16 protein-coding genes are annotated in these 24,711 nt (G+C 54.7%); 8 read left to right on the top strand and 8 right to left on the bottom strand.

Annotation, left to right across the window (positions count from 1 at the left end; all coding sequences use genetic code 11):
• Positions 1-21 precede the first annotated feature (21 nt).
• The 3 genes from GWR55_RS02255 to GWR55_RS02245 all read right to left on the bottom strand — a co-directional run bounded on the left by GWR55_RS02255 (position 22) and on the right by GWR55_RS02245 (position 4,101).
• A complete protein-coding gene (locus GWR55_RS02255) occupies positions 22-1,596 on the bottom strand; it encodes an O-antigen translocase (protein ID WP_162400805.1) in 1,575 nt (524 codons plus the stop codon).
• Between the two features lie 229 nt (positions 1,597-1,825).
• On the bottom strand, positions 1,826-2,650 hold the full coding sequence (locus tag GWR55_RS02250) for a DUF4159 domain-containing protein (RefSeq protein ID WP_238398589.1): 825 nt from the start codon (positions 2,648-2,650) through the stop codon (positions 1,826-1,828).
• Positions 2,651-2,670: 20 nt separating this feature from the next.
• Positions 2,671-4,101 (bottom strand): multicopper oxidase family protein, encoded by a 1,431-nt coding sequence (locus GWR55_RS02245; RefSeq protein ID WP_162400804.1) that lies wholly within the window; start codon positions 4,099-4,101, stop codon positions 2,671-2,673.
• A gap of 167 nt (positions 4,102-4,268) precedes the next feature.
• On the opposite strand from GWR55_RS02245, the gene GWR55_RS02240 reads away from it, so the two are divergent.
• Genes GWR55_RS02240 through GWR55_RS02205 form a run of 8 tightly spaced genes read left to right on the top strand, consistent with a single transcriptional unit; the run spans position 4,269 to position 18,105 of the window.
• Positions 4,269-5,075: a DUF4159 domain-containing protein gene (locus GWR55_RS02240; RefSeq protein ID WP_162400803.1), complete on the top strand. Its 807-nt coding sequence runs from the start codon at positions 4,269-4,271 to the stop codon at positions 5,073-5,075.
• A 33-nt stretch (positions 5,076-5,108) separates the two neighbouring features.
• On the top strand, positions 5,109-7,391 hold the full coding sequence (locus GWR55_RS02235) for a glutamine amidotransferase (protein WP_162400802.1): 2,283 nt from the start codon (positions 5,109-5,111) through the stop codon (positions 7,389-7,391).
• Positions 7,388-8,347, top strand: a complete 960-nt coding sequence (locus GWR55_RS02230; RefSeq protein ID WP_162400801.1) for a hypothetical protein — start codon at positions 7,388-7,390, stop codon at positions 8,345-8,347. The genes GWR55_RS02235 and GWR55_RS02230 overlap by 4 nt, the downstream gene beginning before the upstream one ends.
• Positions 8,344-10,539, top strand: a complete 2,196-nt coding sequence (locus GWR55_RS02225) for a tetratricopeptide repeat protein (protein ID WP_162400800.1) — start codon at positions 8,344-8,346, stop codon at positions 10,537-10,539. The genes GWR55_RS02230 and GWR55_RS02225 overlap by 4 nt, the downstream gene beginning before the upstream one ends.
• A gap of 12 nt (positions 10,540-10,551) precedes the next feature.
• Positions 10,552-11,580 (top strand): MoxR family ATPase, encoded by a 1,029-nt coding sequence (locus GWR55_RS02220; protein ID WP_162400799.1) that lies wholly within the window; start codon positions 10,552-10,554, stop codon positions 11,578-11,580.
• Entirely contained in the window at positions 11,580-12,467 is an 888-nt protein-coding gene (locus GWR55_RS02215) for a DUF58 domain-containing protein (protein ID WP_162400798.1), read from the top strand. The genes GWR55_RS02220 and GWR55_RS02215 overlap by 1 nt, the downstream gene beginning before the upstream one ends.
• Before the next feature lie 2 nt (positions 12,468-12,469).
• Positions 12,470-14,506: a VWA domain-containing protein gene (locus GWR55_RS02210; protein WP_162400797.1), complete on the top strand. Its 2,037-nt coding sequence runs from the start codon at positions 12,470-12,472 to the stop codon at positions 14,504-14,506.
• Positions 14,503-18,105, top strand: coding sequence for a DUF4175 domain-containing protein (locus GWR55_RS02205; RefSeq protein WP_162400796.1), 3,603 nt, complete (start codon positions 14,503-14,505; stop codon positions 18,103-18,105). Before GWR55_RS02210 ends, GWR55_RS02205 begins: the two co-directional genes overlap by 4 nt.
• A 31-nt stretch (positions 18,106-18,136) precedes the next feature.
• On the opposite strand, the gene GWR55_RS02200 is transcribed toward GWR55_RS02205, so the two are convergent.
• Genes GWR55_RS02200 through GWR55_RS02180 form a run of 5 tightly spaced genes read right to left on the bottom strand, consistent with a single transcriptional unit; the run spans position 18,137 to position 24,698 of the window.
• The gene (locus GWR55_RS02200; protein ID WP_238398588.1) at positions 18,137-20,344 is read right to left on the bottom strand and encodes a glycoside hydrolase family 3 C-terminal domain-containing protein; all 2,208 of its coding nucleotides are present in this window, start codon (positions 20,342-20,344) and stop codon (positions 18,137-18,139) included.
• A gap of 25 nt (positions 20,345-20,369) precedes the next feature.
• Positions 20,370-21,251 (bottom strand): NAD(P)-dependent oxidoreductase, encoded by an 882-nt coding sequence (locus GWR55_RS02195; RefSeq protein ID WP_162400795.1) that lies wholly within the window; start codon positions 21,249-21,251, stop codon positions 20,370-20,372.
• Between the two features lie 11 nt (positions 21,252-21,262).
• Positions 21,263-22,273: an AraD1 family protein gene (gene araD1 / locus GWR55_RS02190; RefSeq protein ID WP_162400794.1), complete on the bottom strand. Its 1,011-nt coding sequence runs from the start codon at positions 22,271-22,273 to the stop codon at positions 21,263-21,265.
• 11 nt (positions 22,274-22,284) lie between these two features.
• Complete coding sequence (locus GWR55_RS02185) at positions 22,285-23,457, bottom strand: L-rhamnonate dehydratase (protein WP_162400793.1); 1,173 nt, start codon at positions 23,455-23,457, stop codon at positions 22,285-22,287.
• A complete protein-coding gene (locus tag GWR55_RS02180; protein WP_238398587.1) occupies positions 23,454-24,698 on the bottom strand; it encodes an MFS transporter in 1,245 nt (414 codons plus the stop codon). The genes GWR55_RS02185 and GWR55_RS02180 overlap by 4 nt, the downstream gene beginning before the upstream one ends.
• Between the last annotated feature and the right edge of the window lie 13 nt (positions 24,699-24,711).

Raw genomic sequence — 24,711 nt, 5'->3', positions numbered from 1 at the left:
TCGGCAGATATCCACGAAACTCTATGCAATCGAACGCTTAGAAATCATGCGAACGAGCTTATCCAATTTGCGTATGGGAGCAGGCACTGTGTTGTGATCGATCAACTCAATCAGGGCTCTTATAGAAAACACTCCGCATATCGCAACAGTGACACAGCCGAGCGCAACAGCTCCGTAAAGAGGCAGAATCGAAAACCCTCCAAATGCAATGGACGCTAGCGAAATAGAGAGCAGGCTGCTTTTCCAACTTTGTGATGACCAGCGAAAGCCACTCAGCCGGCTCACGATGGTATAGAGCATGATGCCGTGAAAGATGTAAGACGCGAAGAACGCAAAACCCGCGCCTGCCAACCCCCAGGCTGAGATACAGACCCACGCAAGGGCAACCGAGACCAGTCCCCATGAAACCTCGCACAGAATAAGCAAGCCTCGCCTTGCCTTTGCCATAATTACAAATCCCATGGGCCATGAAACGACTTGCAACATGGTCCCCAAGCAAACCCAGCGAAGAACCGTTACTGCCGGTACAAATTTCGCACTGTAAAACAGCGACACTACCAGCGGAGCAAAGGTCAGCGTTGCAAGAACTCCTGGAGCGGCCAGCAGAAGCCCAACGTAGGTCTGCTCGTTCACCAGCCTGTTGCATGCCTCATTATCGTGAGCGTGCTCCGTCAATCGAGGATAAAAATCCGCACCCATGGCCTGCAGGATGAACCCGACATACATACCGCCAAGCGTCCACGCCGATTGATAGATTCCCGTAGCGCTCATTCCCAGCTTGTACAGCAATGTAATGCGAACTACATAAGCAACTCCCAAAGTCACCAGGCTGCTCACCATAAAGGCCAGCCCCAATTTCAAGAGAGCCCCGACTTCCTCCATAACGAACGAGAAGTCGATCTTTGCTATGGTTCTGGACCGGATCTTAGCGGCCGCTTTCCGGGCGAACCACCAGGACACACAAATCGACATTGCCGAAACGCAGACGATCGAAGCAACTACACCGCCTTCCCGGAAGAGATACACCAGGACAATCGCTGAAATTGCACCGGAGATGGCTCCAAAAATCTGCATCCGCGCCAAGTCTGCGATACGGCGCATTCCCTGAATCAGGGCTCCCTGACTGGACGAGATCAGAGCGAAGAAGACGCCGAGCGAAAGCCAGCAGATTGCTGATTGATGAGACTCGTTACCGAATGTCAGGCTGGAGATTTGGCGAGAGAAAGTGATCATCACCGCAATTCCAATCAATCCCAGTACGATCGAGATCCGACGCAGGACGACAACCGTCTGCCATACCCGGGCATCATCTCCCGTACTGACGGCCGCGGCTATCTGTCGAACGCCACTCCCAAAAATTCCCATGTCCGCTAGGGTCTGCGCCAGATTGGAGACAGAGGTATACAGTCCGAACAGTCCGAATCCCGCCGGACCGAGCAATACCGCCATAGCCTTGGTGCGAATGATGCCAGCAACAACATTGACCACCTGTGACCCGCCCACCATCGCAGACGACTTCAGAATCTGCTTGTGACTTCCGTTTACGGATGTGGAAACGGCTGGAGCCTCAGATGACGGCTCCTTAGTGGCGGACATTGACATGAACTTCAGGCTCCAAAGCAGACGCAATTCGTTGTCAGAGACAACACTCTGGAGCATGCAATTTTAGTGCCAGCCATGAGCCATCGTGGTTGCCACAAGTTACGACGATCGATATGCAGAAGACTGCACACATTCCTGCAACCAGCAAACTGCCCGATCACCAGTTCTTAGGCTACGATTCCCTTTGGCACGAGCATCGTAAGGAGAGGATAAGGACAATAAATCAGTGAGTCATCGCGTAAAGGACATAGTTAACGCCAATTTTGGTGCCAAGCACAGAAAACTTTGATGGGTACCTGGGATCATCCAGAAACTCCCACGAGTCGCCAAGATCGGAGTTAAGGGAAAACGCGACCATCAATCTCCCTTTGTCATCATAGATACCCTTCCAGTGGGCGACGTACCCATCCTTCTTATGTCCGGTTCTCAGATGCTCTGCGCCTGGAATCTGGAAGCGATCGTCGAGGTCGAAGAACGTATGAAAGATCGGGTCGTCATTTGGAATATCGACGAGATTTTTTTCAGGAAAGACCATCTTCATCGTCTTTTCGAAGTAGGCTTCCTCCTGCGAGCCGTGGCAGTCATCCGCCATAAAGAATCCTCCTCGCAAGAGATAATCCCGTAACTTGTCCGCTTCCTTCTGCGTCAGTCCCCACTCACCTACCTGCACGGCATAAAGCCACGGCCAGTTGTATATCTCGTCTCCGTTATCCAGGCTGACCGGCTGCTCCACAGAACGCGCATCAACATTTGTTAGTCGTCGCACAGCATTCGCCATCGCTCTATCGGCTCTGGGATAATCCTGCGTCCAGAGTGAAAGCCCCTCCTGCCATGGTCCATCGAAGCGTCCGCGATATCCATCCAAAGGTCCTGGTGGGAACATGAGCCGGGCGAAGGTCCACTCAGCAGATCTCTGCCAGTCAGGTGGGAGCGGCAGATGTGCTCCATACTCAACCGATGGATACTCACGAAAACGCTGGGCCAGGAGCGTTCCAGCCACGATGCCAGCAAATGCAATCCACCAGAAGATTCTTCTCATATGCCGCATCGGCGAACCTCCTTGCTGAATCAGGCGTATCGAAACAATGCTTTGAATCCGTAATCCATGTGCTGCTGCAGATGACAATGGAAGAGTGAAAGGCCAGGCTGATCGGCAGTGAATTCTACTGTTGCCCTTCCGTAGTAAGGCACCACCACCGTGTCCTTGATAATTCCGGCAGTCTTCTTTCCGTTGATCTCTACCAGCTCCCAAAGGTGCCGATGAAGGTGCATGGGGTGCGCATCATCGGTTCGATTCCGCATCACCAGACGATACCGAAGGCCCTTCTCCAGAACGAACTCGCGCTCGTGCGGGTAGGGCTTTCCATTGATCAGCCAGGAATTAAATCTGCCTGCGCCCCCCGGGATCTTTTCAAAGATCATCTCGATCGTTTGAGCCGATGATTGAGACGTCGCGGCTTCATTTCCGAAGATGGTGTAGTCCCAGGAACGGTGTGGAGGATCGATCCACCGCGGCTGTTTATGCTGACCTGCATATTCGATTACCACTCCCAGGCCGTATTCCCGTACAGTCTTCTCTGTACCTCCCAGGATCCAGATCCCTGGATTCGTCATCTCGATAACAACATCGGCACGCTCCCCTGCCCCGAGAAAGAGCGAGTCCACATCCTGCGACTTCGGGACAGCGTTTCCATCTAGAGCAATCACTCTCATCCTGTGTCCCGCCAGGGCGACCCGGCGGTTTTCAATCGCACTGGCATTCAGAAGGTGGAGAAGAACTTTCTGTCCCTCGCGCACCCGGATAGGTTCTCCGAACCCTAAGCTCTTGTCATTGATGGAGTAGGTCATCGAGCCGACTTCCAGCCCATTCGGGTCTGTGCTGATCGTCATTGGCTTCTCAAACACCGGATCGTTGTGCGTATCGTCGTCGTCATCTTCCATAGTGCTGGTGAAGAAGGGTTCCCAGTCTCTCAGCGCGAGAAAGTGTTCCTGATCATAGCGCCCAGGATCACTGGCTCTCTCTACATACACAAAGCCAAACTGCCCCGTAAACGTCCCGCGGTGCAGGTCATCCATTGCCATGGCATGCGTGTGATACCAGCGTGTTCCCGCTGGTCCTGGAACAAGGCGGAATCTCCGACGGCCTCTCGGCGGAATGAAAGGAGTGCCCTCTTCTTCGGTACCGTCCACCTCAGGAGGAATCAGCATCCCATGCCAGTGCACAAGCTCGGGAGTATCCGTGTCGTTGATCACTTCGACTGTGACAGGCTTCCCCTCCCGCATCCTAAGCAACGGTCCGGGAGCCGTGCCATTGTAGCCAATGGTCGAGAGGATGCGAGAGGGGTCCAACTCAACAGTAACGGGAGCAATGCGTAGGGTGTAGTCGGCGGCCCGGGCAGATAATTCTGGAAGTTGAGACTGGCCCGGGAGAACAAGACCGGCACACGCTCTGCCCGCCAGTCCCATGGCACCCAGCTTAAAAAAGGAACGCCGCCTCATCTCCCCTCCGGCTTATGGGGAATCTACCACTATTCCACTCGATAAAGCTGACTTTATGCCGATTCTCTGCTACAAAATCTCCAACTGCTTCGTCTACTTCCTAGTAGAGCGCGCAGCAGTCCACTCTGGTACTCTCCTCATCACATCGCCTCGTTCAGGAGGTTCTGATGAAGCTCTCGCTTGTAGCTGCCGTATCGGCCGTCGCCGCGCTAAGCTGTGTCGGTGTGCGGGCTTACCAGAGGGTGGCGGACTTTGGCTTCGGGAATGATGAATCTCCATCGAACATTAAGGCCGAGTTTTATTGGTCGCGACTGGCCTTTGCTTCGAATCTTCAGTCACTTGGAAGCGGGTTTGGGAGTTATGGATACTGGCGGCGCAATGCTTGGTCTCGCGATTACCCCAAGGCCGACCGTCAGTTTCTTATCGCAATGCACCGGCTCACCCGGATCGACGGCCGTCCCACCGAACAAGTGGTCAACCTCGATTCGGACGAGATCTATAACTACCCGTGGATCTATGCCGTACAGGTACAGATGTGGTCCTTCACCGATAAGGAAGCCCGTCGGCTACGGGAATATCTCCTGAAAGGAGGATTCCTGATGGTCGATGATTTCCACGGCACCGAAGACTGGGAAAACTTCATGAATGGTATGCGCCAGGTTCTTCCTGATTACCCCGTGGAGGATCTGCAAAGTGGCGACGAGATCTTTCATACCCTGTACGACGTCGACAACAGAATGCAGATTCCTGGCGAGCACTTTGTGCGTACACGTCGAACCTATGAGAAAGACGGCTATCAGCCCAAGTGGCGAGCCATTCGTGATCAGAAAGGAAGGATTATGGTCGCCATCTGTCACAACATGCATCTGGGCGATGCCTGGGAATGGGCAGACGACCCCAATTATCCAGAAGTCTTTGCATCCATGGCATTTCGCGTAGGACTCGATTACATCATTTATGACATGACGCATTAGTGTGAATTCCAGATCTTCAGGGCGACGCAGATCATGTTTGAGTTTCTCTTCAAATATCCGGCATCGATGTTTACGAAGGGACATTTCGTCCTTCTATCGTCATGGCCCGTCTGGCTGCTCGTACTTCTGATCGCTCTCTTCTCAGCGCTGCTGGCATACCTCACCTACCAGCGCTTCGCCAGCAAGGCACCCGAACTGACAAGACGCAGACTATGGACACTCTGCGGTATGCAATCGACCTTCATTGCATTGATACTGCTGCTTTTATGGCAGCCGGCCGTCACCGTAGCCGCTCTCACGTCCCATCAGAACATCATCGCCGTCGTCGTAGACTCCTCCCGTAGTATGGGCATCGCTGACAGCGAAGGTAAATCCAGGGAGACCGACGCACTCTCTCTGCTGCAGACTTCCCTTCTGCCCGCAATCCAAAAGCGTTTTCAGGTACGCCTCTACAGGCTGGGAGAGGATCTTACTTCTATTCCAAATGTTTCCGGTGTCCAGGCCGATGATCCAGCTACGGATATCAACGGTGGACTCAAGAAACTTGCTGATGACACAAGAGATCTCCCCATTGGAGCCATTCTCCTTCTAAGTGATGGGGGACAGAACTCCGTGGAGATGGGTGAATCCGGAATCGCGCTCGAAACTCTTGAGGCTCTTCGCAATCGCAGACTACCGGTTCATACCCTTGGGTTTGGAATCGCGCGACCCAGCCATGATATTGAACTGGAAAACATCAGTGTGGCTCCAGACGCCGTTGTCCATGCCAGATTGTCGGCAGCCATAAGCTTCATTCAGTATGGATTCACCGGCCAGACCGCAACCATCTCTATCCGCGATGGAGACAGGCCTCTGGCCAGCCGAAGCGTGACTCTCGCACCGGACGGCGTTCTTCAGACCGAGTCCCTCTTCTTTTCGCCGGGGGAGGCAGGTGCCCGTGATCTGCGATTTTCTATCGATCCAATGCCGAACGAAGGGAACGTTGAAAATAACCAGGGTGTACGTCCTCTCCTCGTCAGTGAGGCGAAACGCCGTGTCTTGTATGTAGAGGGCGAACCCCGGTGGGAGTTCAAGTTCATTCGCCGTGCGGAAGAGGACGATCCAACCATCGATCTTGTCTCTATGCTGCGAACCAGCGAGAACAAAATCTACCGGCAGGGCATTAAAGACCCAACGGAGCTGGCCGAGGGATTTCCCACACGTGCCGAAGACCTGTTTGGCTACTCCGGCATCATCATCGGCTCCGTCGATGCGGCTTATTTTTCCCCGATGCAGCGGGAGTTGCTGCGAGAGTATGTCGACCGCAGGGGAGGAGGCATTCTCTTTCTTGGTGGGAGGATGGCGCTCAGTGAAGGCGGGTGGGGCACCTCCGATGTAAATGAACTGCTGCCCGCATTCCTCCCCAACGACCGTAACAGCTTTCATCGCAATCCTGCTACGGTCGAGCTGACCTCGTCCGGTACGGAATCCAGCATCACTCGCCTCCTCGATGATCCGGCCAAAAACGCCGAACGCTGGAAGAAGCTCACCTATCTCGCCGACTACCAGGATGCCGGAACTCCCAAGCCCGGGGCATCGGTCCTGGCGCAGATGAATGCTGGCCGCCGTAAGCTGCCGCTACTGATCACACAGCCCTACGGCCACGGACGCACAGCGATTCTGGCGACAGGCGGTACCTGGCGCTGGCAGATGGCGGAGGCCCTGGGCGATCGCTCTCACGATCTTTTCTGGCAACAGCTGATTCGTTGGCTGGTGGCAGAGACTCCTGGTCCTGTCATGGCTGCGGTATCGCCTCATCTTCTGATGGACACCGGAAAGATTCAGCTCACGGCCGACGTGCATGACGCACAGTTTCAGCCGGCGTTGAATGTTCATGTCTCCGCTCACATCTTCGGTCCCGGCAATAGGAGTGCGTTCGTCGACCTGTCTCCCTCTCGACAGACTCCTGGACGGTATGAGGCTAACTGGAATGCAGACAAGGCTGGAGGATATCTAGCTGATATTTCGGCTGCAGATCAGAATTCCAGGCAGGAGATGGGAAGGGATACCGTTACATTCCGCCGCGAAGATGGAGTAGCGGAAAATTTTCATACCGTGCAGAACCGTCGCCTTCTACAGCAGCTTTCAAAAGAGACTGGTGGAAGGTATTGGCAGCCCAACGAGGTAAAGACACTCCCGCAGGAGATCACCTATTCGGAAGCGGGCATATCCGTGCGACAAACGTATCCGATATGGAACATGCCCATCATCTTTCTTCTGCTTCTTGGGATGCTCTCCACTGAATGGCTTCTACGTCGCAGATGGGGAATCGTATGAAGCAGCCCCACAGGCACCAATGGTGGCACTTCGTCCGCTGCGGCATCTTCGCTTTCTCGTGCCTGGCTGCAACGCAGACGTACGCCGAAACCTACTACGTCGTAATCGCTGGACTGGGTGGGGAACCCGATTATGAGCAGCGATTTACAGCAGCCGCAAAACAGCTCGATAAGACTTTCAAGGCATCCGGGCCCACAGCACACACGTTTCTTCTAACCGGAGATCAATCAACCTTCTCCCATCTGAAAGAGGTTCTGCAATCGGTTGCCGGCACAGTCAAACCAGAGGATGATTTCGTGCTGATCCTGATCGGCCATGGCTCCTTCGACGGAACTACCTATAAGTTCAATCTTCCCGGTCCGGATATCTCTGCCACCGAGATCGCCGATCAATGCAATCGCATTCGCGCTCGTCGCCAGTTGATCGTAGACACAACCAGCGCCAGTGGTGGCGCAATTCCGGCGCTTCAGCGCCAGGGGCGTGCCATCATCACTGCTACAAAATCAGGCACAGAAAAGAACGCAACTGTATTTGCGCGGTACTGGGTTGAAGCTTTCGAAGATTCCTCGGCCGATACAGACAAAAGCGACTCTATCAGCGCACTTGAAGCCTTTACATACGCCACGAAAAAAACCGCCGGCTTCTACGACTCTCAGAAGCGCCTTGCCACAGAACACGCAGTCTTTGTCGATACTCTCAATGGAGCGCCCGTACGCGAACCAGACAGAGACGAAGGCGCTTTGCTATCAAACCTCACGCTCTTGCGGATCGGTGCCACTCAACAAGCAGCAAATAATCCTGCCAGGCTTGCTCTCCTCCAGAAGAAGGAGGAACTGGAACAGAATATCGACATCCTTAAATACCAGAAGGCCGCCATGGATCCTGGCGAGTACAAGCAGCAACTCACCGCACTCCTGCTTGAACTTGCTCACACCCAGCAGGAGATGGACAAATGATTCGTCTCACCATGCTTGCGATTCTTCTGCTGAGCAGCAGCCCGCTCCTGGCAGTGCCGCCTTCCGACTGCTGGATGCTGCGAAAGCATGGCCAGGAGCAGCAATCGCAGTCTTGCTTCCAACAGCTGCTTCGCAGCAACGATGCGGCTGTCCGTGCAGAGGGATACTGGGGCCTTGGCGAATGGGATCGCTCCAACGAGCAGTTTCGCATCGCAACCCAAACGTTAGGCAGCAATGCTGAAACGAAGGTTCGTTGGGGCATGCTGCTGCACGATCGCTTCAACAACAAAGAAGCAGCTGATCTCTTTCGCGAAGCGCTGGCAAAAGATCCATCGAATGCAGACGCATATATAGGCATGGCGCTCATCTCGGCGGAAAGCTTTGACGGCAATGCGATGTCATACGTCAGCAAAGCTTTGGCGGTTGATCCCAAAAATGTGCGTGCACATGAGCTGGCAGCCAACCTGGCGCTCGATAATGATGAGCGTGGCCAGGCAGCAGCGGAGGCAGATAAGGCTCTCGCACTCGACAATGAGGCTCTTGACGCGATGGCAGTGCATGCCGCGATTGAAGTCATCGGCGAGCGTTCTCCTGATTCATGGCTCAACCAGATCAGATCCATCAATCCGCATTATGGTCTAGCCTACTCCGAGATCGCACATCACCTTGAGCTGCACTACCGCCACGAAGATGCAGCCGCCTACTACAGAAAAGCAGTCGCCGCCGAACCGGACCTCTGGTCGGCACATTCCTCTCTGGGGATTGCCCTGATGCGTCTTGGCCAACAGGAGGAAGCTCAAAAAGAACTCGAGCTTAGCTACAACAACGGCTATCGTAACGCCGCCACCGTAAACAGCCTGCGCCTTCTCGACAGCTATCGGAATTACGTTACCGTGCGCGATGGTGACACTATTCTGAAGCTGAAGAAGACCGAGGCCGAGCTTATGCGTCCTTATCTTCAAAGCGAATTGCACGCAATTATTTCTACCTACAACAGGAAGTACGCAATGACTCTGCCACAACCCATTCAGCTTGAGGTCTACCCGGATCACGAAGATTTCGCCGTTCGGACGATGGGAATGCCGGGACTTGGCGCATTGGGAGTAACCTTCGGCGAGGTCATCGCCATCGACAGTCCCTCTGCACGTCGCCCTGGTGATTTCAATTGGGGCGCTACGTTGTGGCATGAGATGAGCCACGCCTACGTTCTTACCGCAACCAGAAATCATGTTCCGCGCTGGTTTACAGAAGGACTTGCCGTTCATGAAGAAGGCGAGCGCTCTTCCGAGTGGAAAAATCGCGCCACGCCTGACGTTCTGATCGCGATTCGAGACAAAAAGCTCCTGCCCATCCTTCAACTGGATCGCGGCTTCGTCTACCCACAGTATCCATCGCAGGTTGTTGTCTCCTACTTCCAGGCTGGAACTATCTGCGACTTCATCAAGGAGAGGTGGGGTGAATCAAAGTTGCTTGAAATGGTTCATTCCTACGCTGCTCTACACACAACTCCCGAGGTGATACAGGGGGTCCTGGCCACCACTCCCCAGGACTTCGATAAGCAGTACCTGTCCTGGCTTGATACGCATTACGGTGCAGAGGCATCTCACTTCGCCGACTGGCAGCAACAGATGAAGACGCTGACTGCCGCCGCTCAAAACAAACAATGGGATATTGTCGTTCGTCAAGGGCCGGCCGTACTCGCGCTCTATCCGGATTACGTCGGTGATGGAGATGCCTATGAGATTCTCGCGGACGCACACCATGCTCTCAACGATCCCCGTTCTGAAGCTGTGACTCTCCTCTCTTACGAACAGGCAGGCGGACAAAATCCAGCAACGTTGAAACAACTCGCAAATCTCCAGGAGCACCAGGGAGATGCTGCGGCGGCGGCCGGGACGCTCGCACGCATTAACTATATTTATCCGGTCAATGATCCAGAGCTTCACCGTAAGCTCGGTGATCTCTTCTACGGACAAAAGCATTTCGATCGAGCCATAAACGAGTACACTGCAGCACTCGCATCGAACCCCGTAGATAAGGCCGGCGTCCAGTACCTGTTGGCACGAGCCTATCTTGCCATAGGCAATCGGAATGAAGCCGAAGAACGCGTTCTAGCCGCTCTCGAGATAGCGCCGGGCTATCTACCGGCCCAGAAGTTACTGATGGAGTTACATCCATCATCAGAAAAATAGCGAGGATTCCGCATGGCCACTTTTGCCGATCTCAGTTCAGACGCAGCCGAACTCCAGCAACGGGTGGAGCGCTTTCACACCGTTCGTGAAAACATCCTGCGCCAGGTGCGCGAGGTTATCGTCGGTCAGCAGGAAGTAATCGACCAGATATTGACTGCACTCTTTGTCGGTGGCCACTGCCTCATGACTGGCCTGCCCGGAACTGCGAAGACACTGATGGTACGAACCATTGCAGAGGCGCTGGGGCTGGACTTCCGCCGCATTCAGTTCACTCCTGACCTGATGCCTTCTGACATCACAGGGACAGACATCATCGAAGAAGACCTGGCGACAGGCCATCGGAAGTGGACCTTCGTTCCCGGCCCCGTCTTCGGCAATATATTGCTGGCAGACGAGATCAACCGTACGCCTCCAAAGACGCAGTCAGCCCTGCTTGAAGCAATGCAGGAACACTCATGCACCGTGCGAGGGCATATCTATCCCCTGCCTGAGCCTTTCTTCGTCCTTGCCACTCAAAACCCGATCGAGCTCGAGGGCACCTATCCCCTTCCCGAGGCGCAGCTTGATCGTTTCCTGTTCAACGCAGTTCTCGACTATCTCACGCCGGAGGAAGAGCTGAAGGTCCTTGATCTCACGACGACAACACAAACCCCAAAGGTCGAGGCAGTTACTACTGCGGAAGAACTGCTTGATTTTCAACAACTGGTCAGAATGGTTCCGATAGCGACCTCAGTCGGGCGTTATGTCGTCGATCTTGTTCGAGCCACGCGGCCCAAGAGCGATAATGCGCCAGACTTTATCAGGAAGTACGTCAGTTATGGCGGAAGCGTCCGTGCGGCCCAGTACATCGTGCTTGCGGCCAAGGCCCGTGCTCTTTCCAGAAGACGATTTCATGTGACCTATGAAGACATAACTTCGCTCGCAACTCCCATCTTGCGCCACCGCATTCTCCTCAACTTCCATGCAGACTCTGAGCGAATCGACACGGACGATATTCTCCAGCGTCTCCTCGCCCACTTACTGCCTCCCAAGGAGGAGTGATGCAACGCTTCCTCGATCCCGCTGTTCTGGCCGGTATCACCTCTCTTGACCTCATCGCCCGGACTGTTGTCGATGGCTTCGTCGCTGGCCTTCACCGCTCGCCGGACTTCGGGTTCAGCCAGGAATTCGCGGAGTATCGACCCTATGTGCAGGGCGACGATCTTCGCCACGTCGACTGGAACCTGTTCGCACGTACAGAACGTTGCTATCTCAAGCGGTACGAAGGTGAAACGAATAGTCAGCTTACGGTTCTGCTCGACGCAAGCAATTCCATGCAGTACGGCTCTCGATCTCCGATTAAAGCCGACTATGCGAGATTCGTCGCCGCATCACTCTTCTATCTCGCTATCCACAATCAGAGGGACGCCGCGGGAATCATTGTGTTTGATGATGATGTCCGCGACTTCGTCCCTCCCTCAACACGTCCGGGGCAGCTTGCTCGGCTGCTGTCTGCACTCGATCGAGCTGAACCTCGGGCCCGTACAGACATCTTCAAGCCGCTCAGACACCTTCAGGCTCTGCTGCATCGTCGCGGCATCATTATTGTTATCTCCGACTTCTATGAAGATCCTGCCGCCGTCGTCCAGGCGCTGGAACAGCTTCACTTTATAGGGAATGACGTCATCCTGTTTCATCTCCTGGATCCGAATGAGCTCCGGCCCGCGCTCAGCAGCCCATCCATCCTGGTTGATCTTGAAACCCAGGAGAAGATCGAAGTCATCCCGGAGTACGTCAATACCACCTACCGGCTAAAGATTGAAGCGCACATCGAACAGTTGCGCTCACAAGCACAGGGCGCGGGTCTTGAATACCGCTTGATCTCCACAGCTCAACCCCTGGATCAGATGTTGCGGGAATACCTCTCTCTGCGAAAGGCAGGTGCCTAAAGATGGGTCTGCTTGCGCCATGGTTTTTGGCGGGCCTGCTCGCTCTTGCAGCTCCGATCTTCGTGCATCTGCTGCGCAAGCACGTAACCACGCCTCGAACGGTAAGTTCGCTGATGTTCTTTGAACGGGGTACGCAGAGTTCAACGCGCCATCGACGCCTCCGTTACCTGCTCCTCTTCACTCTGCGATCTCTTCTGATCCTGCTAATCGTCTTTGCATTCACAAATCCATTCCTTCACCGGACCTCCAGGAATCAGGATGCATTGCTGCTGGTGGTCCTCGACAACTCTTTCAGCATGCGCTCCAGCTCTCGATTCACAGATGCCAAACGGATGACGCTCACGCTCATCGCGTCCAAACCTCATTCGCAAAAAGCACAGATCATCTCCCTGGGAGGCCACTTCCAGGTCATGACACAGCCCACATCAGACCCGTCACAACTCAGAAGCGCTATCGACAGCATCGAGGTCGGCGATGGCCACGCCAGCTTTGCAGAGCTGGCCCAATCAGTGCGCACGTTGACGCAGGTATGGGCCGGACCAGTTCATCTGCACCTCTTCAGCGACCTGCAGCGTACCGCAATGCCCGAAAACCTTGCTGAGGCAGTAATGCCGTCCAACGTGCGTCTTACGCTCCATCCCGTTGGCGACACGGGTAATCTATCAAACTGGACGATCGAAAGTGTCACCGCTCCATCTGAAATTACTGATCCCAGAGATCCTCCTACTTCGCGAGTAAAGACCGTATTAGCGGGATTCTCCACTGACGAATCCAACAAGACCGTCACCCTGGTAATCAATGGAAAGATCATCTCCACCAAAACCATCAAACTTCCAGCAAATGGGCGGCTGCCCGTAGAGTTCACTCCACCGGAAATAGGCTATGGCTTCTCCCAATGTGAGATTCGTGTTGACGGCAACGATGCCCTTCCCGCTGACAACATCTATCGATTTGCACTCCGTCGCGTCGATCCACAGAGAATACTCTTCGTCCACAGCTCTTCCGATCAACGATCACCGGTATACTTCGACGCTGCCCTCAAAGCGGCGGCTCACGGCTCTTTCATCCTCCAGTCTATTTCGAGCGACCAGACAGCTCAAATCAGTCCGGACAGATTCGCGTTTGTTGTTCTTTCAGATGCGACGACGCTACCACCCGTCTTCGAACACTCACTTGAGCAATACGTCTCAAAAGGAGGCGGTATCCTGATCGCTCTGGGCCTTGAGGCGGAGAGGCATCCACACATCCCCTTATGGTCCGGGCCCCTTCAGCGAAACAACAACTTCAGCCCGTCTACACCTGCCGCTGTAGGACTAGTCGATTTCACCTATCCAGCACTCGAACAGAGCAAGCCCGGTCCTGATAACGGAGGATGGGGCGCAGTCAAAGTTATGTATGCAGCTTCCGTAAATCCATCTGAAGCACGTATCGCGGCGCAACTCAATGACGGGACCCCGCTTCTGCTTGAGAAGAGCAGAGGTCAAGGCCACGTTCTCCTCTTCACAACGGGTCTTGAAAACCTAACGAACGATCTTCCTCTCCACCCCGTCTTCGTATCGTTTGTTGACAAGACTGTTCGCTACCTCTCCGGAGAAGGCGAAGCCAGCGGTTCCCGTACAGTCGACTCATACCTGCAACTACGCCCATCGACGGCAGATTCCACGGACAAAACCAGCGCAGAGATCATCGATCCGGAAGGGCATCGCCCACTCTCGCTGGCACAGGCCCGAACCACCCCCACGTTTCGACTGGACCAAGCTGGCTTTTATAAGGTTCGCTATCCCAACGGCCGCGATGCCGTCATCGGGGTCAATCCCGATCCCCGAGAATCGGATCTCGCCCCTATCCCCGCTGAAATGCAGAGCTTATGGGCCGGAAACAGCGATGCGGCGCAGCGGCAGGAGTCGGTTTTCACAGCCGCCATCCAATACGACAGCCCAACACTATGGTGGTACGTTATGCTATTTGCGTTCGTAGTGGCTGTTGCTGAAGCCCTCCTCTCGAGCCGCTATCTCGGGATTCAGCGGGAGGAAATATGAGCAGACAGAACGAACTCAACGCGTACATCTCGCGACTGAGAAGCAGACTGCGCCTTCACGCCTGGCTTACCGGCTCCGCGCTTCTTCTCTTCTCGGCTCTCGCTACAACCATCATCCTTGTTCTCCTGCTGAATCACTATGCCTTCCCTTCCGCCGGGATCAGAGCAGCGAGACTTGCACTCTTCCTCGCGCTCGTGACTGCCGGTGCACTTGGAATCCTGATTCCTCTGATCCGGCTCACATCGGATCGTGTTGTCCGCAAGGCTGAAGCAGCCTATCCAGATTTCGAACAACGACTTACTACATTTCATGAGCGCCAGCGAGCAGCCGATCCGTTCCTGGAACTGCTCGCAGCCGAGACCCTGCAACACACCTGCGACGCTCCTGCATCGGCCATAGCACCACGCAATCGCCTCTTTCTTTTCGCAGGGCTCGGACTCGGCTGTCTTGCCACTCTAATTTGGATGGTCACTGCAAGGCCCGGCTTTCTAGGATACGGTGCGGCTGCGTTGTGGACTGGCGGAGACAGACACTCTCAACCGCTGTACAGCATCAGCGTCAGTCCGGGCAATGTGGCCGTCAGACGCAACAGCGATCAAACGGTTACAGCACATATTCTGGGACTTCACCCAGATAAGGTTCAACTCTTCGCGCATTATCGGAGCGCCAAAGACTGGGAGCAGGTCACGATGCAGCCAGAGGAGGGAACCGGAGGGAAAGGCAACTATCACCTCGTGCTCTCGGCGCTACCAGAAAATGTGGAGTACTACGTCAAAGCCGGCCCTTTGACGTCACCGCATTACACCGTACGAGTCGTTGAGCTTCCTTCCGTAAAGAGGATTACGGTCACGTATCACTATCCTGCCTGGACCGGCATCAAAACCGCATCGCAAGAGCAATCAGGCGATATTCGAGCTATCGAAGGCACAAAAGCCCAAATTGAGATCGAAACGAATAAACCACTCGCCAACGGGAGATTAGCGCTCGACGACGGAAAGGAGCTCGCGCTCTCACCGGAAAATGGAAATGTCTATGCCGCAACCATCACAATGGATCGAGACGGAGCCTATCATATCGCTGCGCTGGATCAAGGCCAGACCGTTCGACTCTCTGAAGACTATTTCATTGCAACCGATAAAGCGGAGCCGCCGCAGGTAAGCATTACGCATCCCGGAGGAGATTACCGTGCTTCCCCCATCGAAGAGGTCAGCATCGGCGTTCAAAGTGCCGACCAGTTTGGATTGCGGGATCTGCGCCTGCACTACTCAGTGAACGGCGGGCCCGAACAGCAGGTCAATCTGCTGACTGCGACAGGTGCAAAAAATGCTGAGAAATCGCACACTCTTGCGCTTGAGCAGTACAAACTTGTTCCTGGCGACCTGGTAAGCGTCTATGCCACTGCCCGGGACGGACATGCAGAGGCCCGCACAAACATCAGCTTCGTCCAGGTGGATCCCTTCGAGCGGGAGTTCTCACAATCGCAGCAGAGTGGTGGAGGAGGTGGCGGAGGCGGCGGTCAGAACAACCAGATGGACATCTCCAGGCGGGAAAAGGAGCTTATCGGGGCGACATGGAATCAGCAGAACAGCAAGAGTGCTGCGGCAAGCGATGGACATTTCCTGGCTGACGCGCAAAGCAAGCTGCGCGACCAGGTTCTGGCTCTCTCCGCCCGCATGCAAAGTCGCGATCTTAGCGAGACGAATGATGAATTCTCTAGCTTTGAAAAGGATATGCAGCAGGCAGCCGATGCCATGAGTCCGGCCGCAGACAAGCTCAAGGCGATGCAATGGAAGAATGCGCTGCCTCTTGAACAGAAGGCCCTTCAGGCCCTTCTTCGTGCAGAAGCCACCTTCCGGCAGATCCAGGTAGCCTTCGGTCAGCAAGGAGGCAGTGGTGGCGGGGGCGCAAACTCTGCGGGACGCGATCTTGCGAGTCTGTTCGATCTGGAGATGGACACCGAAAAGAATCAGTATGAGACTGCGCAAAACACCTCTCCTGCACAGAAAGAACAGAAGGATATTGACGACATCCTGGCAAAGCTCGATGCGCTCGCGAGACGGCAGGAAGACCTGTCCCAACAACAAAAGGATTCACAGCAGAGCTTCCAGCAACGATGGCAGCAGGAGATGCTTCGGCGGGAGGCCGAAGAGTTACAGCGACAACTGGAACAACTTGCCCGGAACAGACAGCAATCCTCACCACAACAGAGCGCACAGGGAAGCGCTTCTTCCACATCTCAGTCTGCATCCCGCGATCAGACGGGTTCTTTTTCAGCCAGATCTTCTGGTTCCACGCAGAACAGCGGATCGCAACAGGATCAGCGCATTCAGCAAGCCCTCCGTCAACTTCGCCAGGCAAATGAGGCGATGAGGCAGAGTGCTGAACGGCAGAACGGCCCGGACTCCGCACGCCGCGCCCTCGAATCAGCAAAAGATACTCTGCGCACGGCACAACAACAGATGGATTCAACAAGACTCGGCAGTCTGTCGCAGGAGGCGGATCGTATCTCGCAGGAACAGCGTGCTCAAACCGAACGCATCAATCGATTTGCCGCACAGGGACAGGCCGATTTAACCAGTCGTGACAGCATGCGGGCACGTCTGCAACAGCGGAATCAGCTCGCCGCCGAGCGACAGCAACTCTCCAATGATCTTTCTCAGCTGCAAAAGAATCTGCGAGATACTGCCCGCACCATGATGCCCAATCAGCCCAAGGCCGCGCAGAAGCTCCGCCAGGCATTGACAGAGATGGACGATGCGGACGTCGATAATCGTCTTCAACGCACCGCCGACTGGCTCCGTCGGGGAATCAATCCGAACTCAAATGGAACAGAATCCGAGATTACAAAGTCGTTGGAGCGACTCGGCCAGCAGATCCACCAGGCAGAAAGCACTACTGATGCCAGAAATCCTTCCGAGGGGCAATCTGTCTCACGCACAAACAATCAGACAGCGGCACTCGAACAGTTGCAGCGCCTTCGTCGGCAACTCGACAGGCTCAACGGCAGCAACGATTCTCTAGTCCACTCACAGAGATCCCCTGACCACCACAACGAAACCCTTTCCCGATCTCAGGCACAAATACCCCATCCCAATCCACTATCCAACCGCTCTGGACAGGGAAATCAAGCACAACAGGCAGGCAACAATGGCGAGATCCCTAAGGGTGGAGGAGATACCACGAACGGCACTGCGTGGAACAACACAAATACCGGCAATAACACTTATGCCTCCGGCGCTCTCTTCCCTGCGCCTACGGATGCCTCTGGAAATCCCCAGGATACAGAACGCTTCATCCAACAGCAGCTGCATGAATTCGATCAGTTAAGACGCGCCTTCAAAGAGGACCCAGGCATCTCCAAAGAGATTCGAGACCTTACTGAACGGATGCTAAGCCTCGACCCCAAACGTTTCCCCGGCAATCCGGCGCTGGTCGATCAGATGAAACGCGAAATGCTCAGCTCGATCGATCGCATGGAACTCCAACTCCTCACTCAAGGTCCTTCGCCGGAGGCACGCTCTGGACGATCCACCATCATTCCTACTGGATATAAGGATGCAGTTGCAGATTATTACCGCCGTCTTAGCCAGTCCCATTGACGCAGTGGAGTCTATAAAGAGTACCTCCGGGCTACTTCCCTCTTACATTCTGAGCTGGCTTCCGCTGAACTGCCGTCATAGATGACGGCCCGACCTCCAACATCCCGCGCAGACGAATATCGTCAGAAGCTGAGCCAACTAAGACATCGAACACTCCGGGTTCAACCCTGAAATCATGCACCTTGACGTCGTAGAAAGCCAGATGGCTGAGAGGGACCTCAATCGTTATGGGCTTTGTCTCCCCCGACTTCAGATTCACGCGCTCAAAAGAACGAAGACTCATGATGGGCTGATAGACGGCACTGGTGCGCTGATGCGTATAGAGCTGTACAACCTCTGCTCCTTCGCGCTCACCGATGTTCTTCAAGTCGAAAGAGACTGTAAACTTTGCCTGCGAACCTGTCCCGGACCGCGAGATGTTCAAATGGCTGTATTCGAACCTCGTGTAGCTAAGACCATGTCCAAAGGCATATAGCGGGATTCCTTTGAAGTACATATAGGTGAACCCCTTGTTAACGTCATACTCGTTTTGCGGTGGCACGCCATCAAGACTCTGATAGACCGTGTAGGGCAGATGACCACTCGGGTTATTCAATCCAAATAACGTCTGCGCTATCGTATCTCCTGCATCCTCGCCCGGATACCAGGCTTCCAGGATTGCGGGGACATGGTCCTGCGCCCAGGTCACAGCCAGCGGTCCCGCGTTCTCCAGCACAAGCACCGTCTTTGGGTTCGCCGCATACACTGCTTCAAGCAGTTGTTCCTGCGCTCCCGGAAGATCGAGGTTCCTCCGGTCACGCCCCTCGGCCTCCACGCGTAAGTTTGTCCCCAGACAGAGGACGACAACATCGCTTTTGCGCGCCAGCTCTACTGCACGGTCGATGGCCTTTGGGTCAGAAGGTTCAATATAGCCGGTTCCCTTCTCATACGAGACGGCCACCTTCTCTCCCAATAGAGATTTCAAACCCTGGGTCACACTCACCTTGCGGAAGGGTTTTCCGTAGTAGTTTCCTGTCTCATAATCATCCCCGCCTGCGGGACCGATCACCGCTACAGACTTCAGCTTGGCGCCGTCGAGAGGCAAAAAGTTCTGGCGGTTCGACAACAATGTCATCGACTCGGCCGCTAACGTCTCTGACAGTTTCAGATGCTGCGGAGAGCGCACAACGTCCATGCCAATTTTGGAGTAGGGACTGTTCCCTGGAGGATCGAATGCTCCTAGCCGAAAGCCCACACGAAGAACATTCCGTAGAGACCGGTCTACTTCCTTCTCCGTAAGGAATCCTCGTTTTACCGCGAGTGGAAGATTCTGCTCGAACTCAGGATCGTCGGAATCGTTTCCAGCCTTGATCGCCATGGCTGCGGCATAAACCGGGTCTTCACTGAAACGCTGTCCTACTTCCGTGCGGCGCGTCGTTGTCAATAACTGCACTGCACCCAGATCATCCGTAACGAAACCGTCAAAGTGCCACTTGCCCCGAAGAATATCTGTAAGGAGATAGTGGTTCACCGCATCCGGAACGCCATTGATCGCGTTATAGCTGGACATGACCGACTGCGCATGTCCCTCCATAATGGCGTCCCGCCAATGTGGCAGCCAGTATTCAAATAGATTTCGTTCGTCCACCGTCGCAGAAAGATGCTGACGTCCTGTTTCAACATTGTTTACCGCAAAGTGCTTTACAGTCGCCGCTACCTTCAGGTGGTTGATGTCATCCCCCTGCAGTCCACGCACGTAGGCCACTGCCATGCGGCCTGTAAGGTAGGGGTCCTCGCTGAACACCTCTTGAATACGACCCCATCGCGGGTCACGACTGATATTGATCACCGGAGATCGGAAGACAAGGCCATGGGTTGTCCGCGGACCTTCTGCCTTGGCGTTGTATAGCGCACGCGCTTCATCGCTCATTGCGTCGGCGACGTGATGGATGAGTTCAGGATCCCATGTGGCGCCCATCGCTGTAGGTATCGGAAATAGCGTGGTAGGCTCTTTCGACCATACTCCGTGCAGGGTCTGGTTCCATCCTCCCCACGCCGGAAGCTCAAGACGCGGTAATCCCTTGTTTGTATGATTGAGCTGCTGCGCCTTTTCCTCCAGCGTAAGGCGGCCTATCAAGTCCGTGATGCGGTCTTCCGTCGGGAGACTCGTATTACGAAACGGCAGTGGTGACTGCCCCCACAATTGCCAAGGCGAGAGTATTGCACACGCAACTGCTCCCACGATCATCCAATATCGCATACGTCCCCCTCTTGCTGCTTCTGATCTATTGTTTTGGCTCGCGAAGCACCTCAACGACTGCCGACATATCTTTTTCACCTAGCCCCCGGCGTTCAGCTTTATCAAATAGCTGTTCCGTTGTTGCCGCGGTTGTCAGCGTAACTCCGTAATCTGCCGCCGCAGCTTGTGCATAGCGGAGGTCCTTCTTCAGCAAGCGAAGAAGGAAGTTGACTTCATAGGTTCTTGCGATCATTCGATCGGTCATCGCCGTTAGAATTCCGCTGCCTGCCGCACCACTCTTCAGAAAATCGAGCGCCTGCTGGCGGTTCAACCCGGTTCGCTCTACCCAGGCAACCGCCTCGGCGAACGATGCCGCCTGAACGCCGCATAAAAAATTATTGATGAGCTTAACTTGCCCCCCACTGCCCACTGGCCCGAAATGAATGATCGCTTTGCTCATAGGCTGCAGCACCGGGCGAACTTCTTCCAGGGCGGATCCATCTGCGCCACAAAGAAAAGTAAGCTGGCCGGCTTCCGCCTGCGGACGGCTCCCCGTAACAGGAGCTTCCACTAGAGCAACTCCCTTGCTTTTGGTCTCTCTTTCCAGTTCAGCAATCCACTCTGGTGAAACCGTACCGCACTCGACGGCAGTACTTCCTGCGGACATCGCAGCCAACGCGCCGTCGTCGCCCAGCCATGCGGCCCGAGAGGCAGAGTCATCGGCCAGGATCGAGATAACAACATCAGCCGCACGGGCGGCCTCGGCCGGCGTGTTGGCAATCACGGCTCCCTCGGCTGCAAGAGGCTCCGCCCTACTCCGCGTACGGTTGTACACCGTGAGCGCAAACCCCGCCTTCAGCAGATTCTTCGCCATGCCAATGCCCATTGTTCCGGTACCGAGAAGCGCTACTTTCTGTTGTTTCGACATTCTTTAAGCTCCTACACCATTGCCTTTACACCAACGGGTGACGTTATCGGTTTGTCTATCACAATCTTGTTAATCAGCGATCTGCCAAACCTCTCAAAACTTACTTCTGTCACGTCACCCTCACTCAGCCGAATGCCTTCCCCAAACGAAAGCGCATCGGCTCCCAGGAAGTGCACATGAACCATTCCCGGCTGCCGATGCCCCTCAAATTTAAAATGGTGATGCTCCAGATTCGCCAGAGAATGGCACATGTTTTTTTCGCCAGTGCAGATCTTCTTTTCCCATAAAACCGCATCTTTGCGCAGAATGCGGACTCGCCCTGGAACATCGTCAAACTTCTCGTCGATCACGAGTTCGGGACCAAGCGAACATACACGCAGTTTTGAACCCGCGAGATTGAGATAGTTCTTTCGCTCAAAGACATGATCCGAAAACTCGTTCCCAATGCAGAAGCCGATCCTGTGTGGCTCACCCGCTGAATCGACGACATAGATAGCTGCCATCTCAGCTTCTTCCCCTCCATCTTCCGCATATCCGGGAACGTTCAGAGGCGCAAAAGGACCGCGAAGAATCGAACCGTCGCCCTTATAGAACCACTCCGGTGCAATGCCTATCTCTTCTGCACAGGGCCTTCCCTTCTCCCGACCCCATTCGAACATGCGCATACTATCGGTCATCTCTGCGTCGGACTTCTTCATTGTTTCGGCATGCATGGCCTGACGCTCCCGAGCACTGCCCAGATGCGTCAGTCCCGTTCCCGATACCAGAGTCATCTGCGGTGCGCCGGGAACATCGATCGGCACAAGCAGGGTCATAGGCGAGTTCCGCGCATAGACATCGTCATACGAGATCGTGTCACCCGTCGCCAGGGACTGAGCCAGCTTCGTCAGATTCATCTTTTGTGCAAGAGCACGCTGGGCGAGCTGATAGATAGAAGTGACTTCGTTCAAAAGGACAAGATGAGGCTCTTCCACCATGGCAACACTGCGGAGATTCCCGTTTGCAAGCTGCACAAGTCGCATTACTCCAGCTCCTATTCCACGATGTGGAACCGCTTCAGCGATTCCTCGTTCACAGTCAGTCCCAGACCGGGGAGATGATCGTCAAGGTTGATTGCTCCATTCGTAGGCACCGGCTCGCCGTCGAAGATATACCAGAACAGCTCATTGCCCACCTCTACATCGACCTGCGGGAAGAACTCCGCAATCGGCGAGTTCAGACTGGCCATCACAATGTGGTAGTTATGCATTTGTCCCGCGTGCGGAGTCACCGGTATCTGGAAGGCCTCGGCCATCGCTGCAATCTTGCGTGCCTGGCTGATTCCGCCCACACGGTTCGTGTCGAACTGGATTACATCCAGAGCATTGTTTTCCAGTAGCTCGCGGAACCCGAAGATGGTGAACTCATGCTCTCCTCCTGCAATCGGAACTCGACCATAGCTCTTCAATTCCTTATATCCGCGGGTGTCATCGGGGATGACAGGCTCCTCAAGCCAACGAAGATGGAACGGCTCCAGCAATGGCAACATTCGCTTGGCATAATCCAGGGTCCATCCCATATATGCGTCGGTCATCAGGTCGATGTCATACCCAATCACCTCGCGGACGTTGCGCACCAGTTCCACATTCTTCTGCATACCGGCCGCTCCATCCAGCGGACCCCAGCCGAAACGCAGCTTCATCATCCTGTAGCCTTCATTTTTATACTTCTGTGCCTCCGCACGAAGCTCAGGAATCGGCATCGCATACAGTCTGCTTGCATATACGGGAATGTTCTCTTTCGTACGTCCACCCAGCAATCGAAACACAGGCTGCTTCGCGGCTTTGCCCATCAGATCCCATAACGCAATGTCAACAGCTGAGATAGCAGTAAGCGCAACACCCTTGCGGCCAAAGGCCAGTGTTCGCCTATACATCTGCTGCCATAGATATTCCACGTCCCATGGGTCAGCTCCCACAAGAAGTGGCTTGAGGTAAATATCGATAAGCTGTTTCGTCACCATGGGTGAGAGTGCAGCATTGCCTAACCCAATCAGGCCGTTATCTGTAAAGATCTCTACCAACAGCCAGTTATGAAAAGCAAAGTTCCCCATCGAGGCCTCTCGAAATGCGACCAGGTCCATCGGATTGGTGCAAAAGTGAGGAGGCAAAGGGACTGTGTCGCCCTCCCACTGGACGACGCGTGTACGGACTTCAGTGATTTTCATACGGCGCTCTCTATGCGTTGAAGTTCAATGGCGCTTAGCGGTTGAATCCTGCCAGCAAACAGAAGAATGGCGAGGAAGCCTATAAGATGGAATATCCCGACGAAAAAGAACAGGGTCGCATAGGTAAAGCCGTGACCCAGCATGTATCCGGCGATCAGGCCAAAGATTGCTCCGCCAATCGCCCCACCGAAGCCGATCATGCCCGCAACCGTTCCTACAATCGTGAGTGGAAACACGTCGGCAGGCAAAGTCATAATCAGTCCCGACCAGGCCTGCTGGCAGAAGAAGGCGATGCTGAACAGCAGTAGAGCCACCTGGACAGGCGTGACAGAGACCAGCATGACGACCGGCATTCCCAGGGCACAAAGACCCAGAACCAGCTTGCGTGAAAAATCGATAGAGCGACCTTTCCTGATCAGTCTCGACGACAGCCAGCCGCCCAGAAAGCTGCCGACTCCAGAGGCAGCATAAGGAATCCAGGCATAATAACTGACCTGTTTAATATCAAACCCCCGCACATCATACAGATACTTTGGCAGCCAGAAGAGCAGAAAATACCACGCGGCATCGGACATGAACTTCGCAAAGACAAATACCTGAACGCGCCGCATGGAAACGACATGACGCCAACCAATATTGGCCCCAATTGCACGGGCATCGATCGTGTTCGATGACAGCGTCATCATATTTGAGCGATAACTGATCGCCCACCACACAACCCAGGCGAGGCCAAATGTCCCCGCTATCACGAAGACTGCCCTCCACCCACTTTGAATCAGCACAAATCCGATGATCGGCGGTGCAAGCACCGACCCGATGGCTGTCCCCGCATTGATCACGCCCATCGCTGTCGAACGTTCGTTCGGCTCAATCCATTCCGCAACCACACGCGTGGCTGCCGGAAAGGCCCCGCCCTCACCTCCGCCTAACAACAGGCGCCCCACTAGCAGCACCATAAAGCCCGTCGCGAGAGCATGCATCGCACACGCCAGCGACCACCACAACATAATCAGCAGAAAGCCCTTCCGCGTGCCCAGTGCATCCAGCAAGCGTCCGCCAAGAACGTACATGGCGGCGTAGGCAAGCAGAAATGCCGTCTGCAGATACGAGAATTGCTCATTCGAAAGAGGAATATTTCGTTGGATGGCAGCGATCGCCACCGGAAGCGTCTGCCGGTCAAAGTAGCTGATAGCAATAGCTACCGCCACCATCACCACGAAATACCATCTGCGATTCTTCACGCTCGTTCTGTTC

This window comes from Edaphobacter sp. 12200R-103 (assembly GCF_010093025.1).
GTDB lineage: Bacteria > Acidobacteriota > Terriglobia > Terriglobales > Acidobacteriaceae > Edaphobacter.
This window is presented reverse-complemented; position numbering and strand designations above follow the sequence as displayed.

Excerpts from the sequence above, each read along its gene's own strand:
- GWR55_RS02255 (WP_162400805.1), bottom strand. The coding sequence starts at position 1,596 with ATGTCCGCCACTAAGGAGCCGTCATCTGAGGCTCCAGCCGTTTCCACA.
- GWR55_RS02250 (WP_238398589.1), bottom strand. The coding sequence starts at position 2,650 with ATGCGGCATATGAGAAGAATCTTCTGGTGGATTGCATTTGCTGGCATC.
- GWR55_RS02245 (WP_162400804.1), bottom strand. The coding sequence starts at position 4,101 with ATGAGGCGGCGTTCCTTTTTTAAGCTGGGTGCCATGGGACTGGCGGGC.
- GWR55_RS02240 (WP_162400803.1), top strand. The coding sequence starts at position 4,269 with ATGAAGCTCTCGCTTGTAGCTGCCGTATCGGCCGTCGCCGCGCTAAGC.
- GWR55_RS02235 (WP_162400802.1), top strand. The coding sequence starts at position 5,109 with ATGTTTGAGTTTCTCTTCAAATATCCGGCATCGATGTTTACGAAGGGA.
- GWR55_RS02230 (WP_162400801.1), top strand. The coding sequence starts at position 7,388 with ATGAAGCAGCCCCACAGGCACCAATGGTGGCACTTCGTCCGCTGCGGC.
- GWR55_RS02225 (WP_162400800.1), top strand. The coding sequence starts at position 8,344 with ATGATTCGTCTCACCATGCTTGCGATTCTTCTGCTGAGCAGCAGCCCG.
- GWR55_RS02220 (WP_162400799.1), top strand. The coding sequence starts at position 10,552 with ATGGCCACTTTTGCCGATCTCAGTTCAGACGCAGCCGAACTCCAGCAA.
- GWR55_RS02215 (WP_162400798.1), top strand. The coding sequence starts at position 11,580 with ATGCAACGCTTCCTCGATCCCGCTGTTCTGGCCGGTATCACCTCTCTT.
- GWR55_RS02210 (WP_162400797.1), top strand. The coding sequence starts at position 12,470 with ATGGGTCTGCTTGCGCCATGGTTTTTGGCGGGCCTGCTCGCTCTTGCA.
- GWR55_RS02205 (WP_162400796.1), top strand. The coding sequence starts at position 14,503 with ATGAGCAGACAGAACGAACTCAACGCGTACATCTCGCGACTGAGAAGC.
- GWR55_RS02200 (WP_238398588.1), bottom strand. The coding sequence starts at position 20,344 with ATGCGATATTGGATGATCGTGGGAGCAGTTGCGTGTGCAATACTCTCG.
- GWR55_RS02195 (WP_162400795.1), bottom strand. The coding sequence starts at position 21,251 with ATGTCGAAACAACAGAAAGTAGCGCTTCTCGGTACCGGAACAATGGGC.
- araD1 (WP_162400794.1), bottom strand. The coding sequence starts at position 22,273 with ATGCGACTTGTGCAGCTTGCAAACGGGAATCTCCGCAGTGTTGCCATG.
- GWR55_RS02185 (WP_162400793.1), bottom strand. The coding sequence starts at position 23,457 with ATGAAAATCACTGAAGTCCGTACACGCGTCGTCCAGTGGGAGGGCGAC.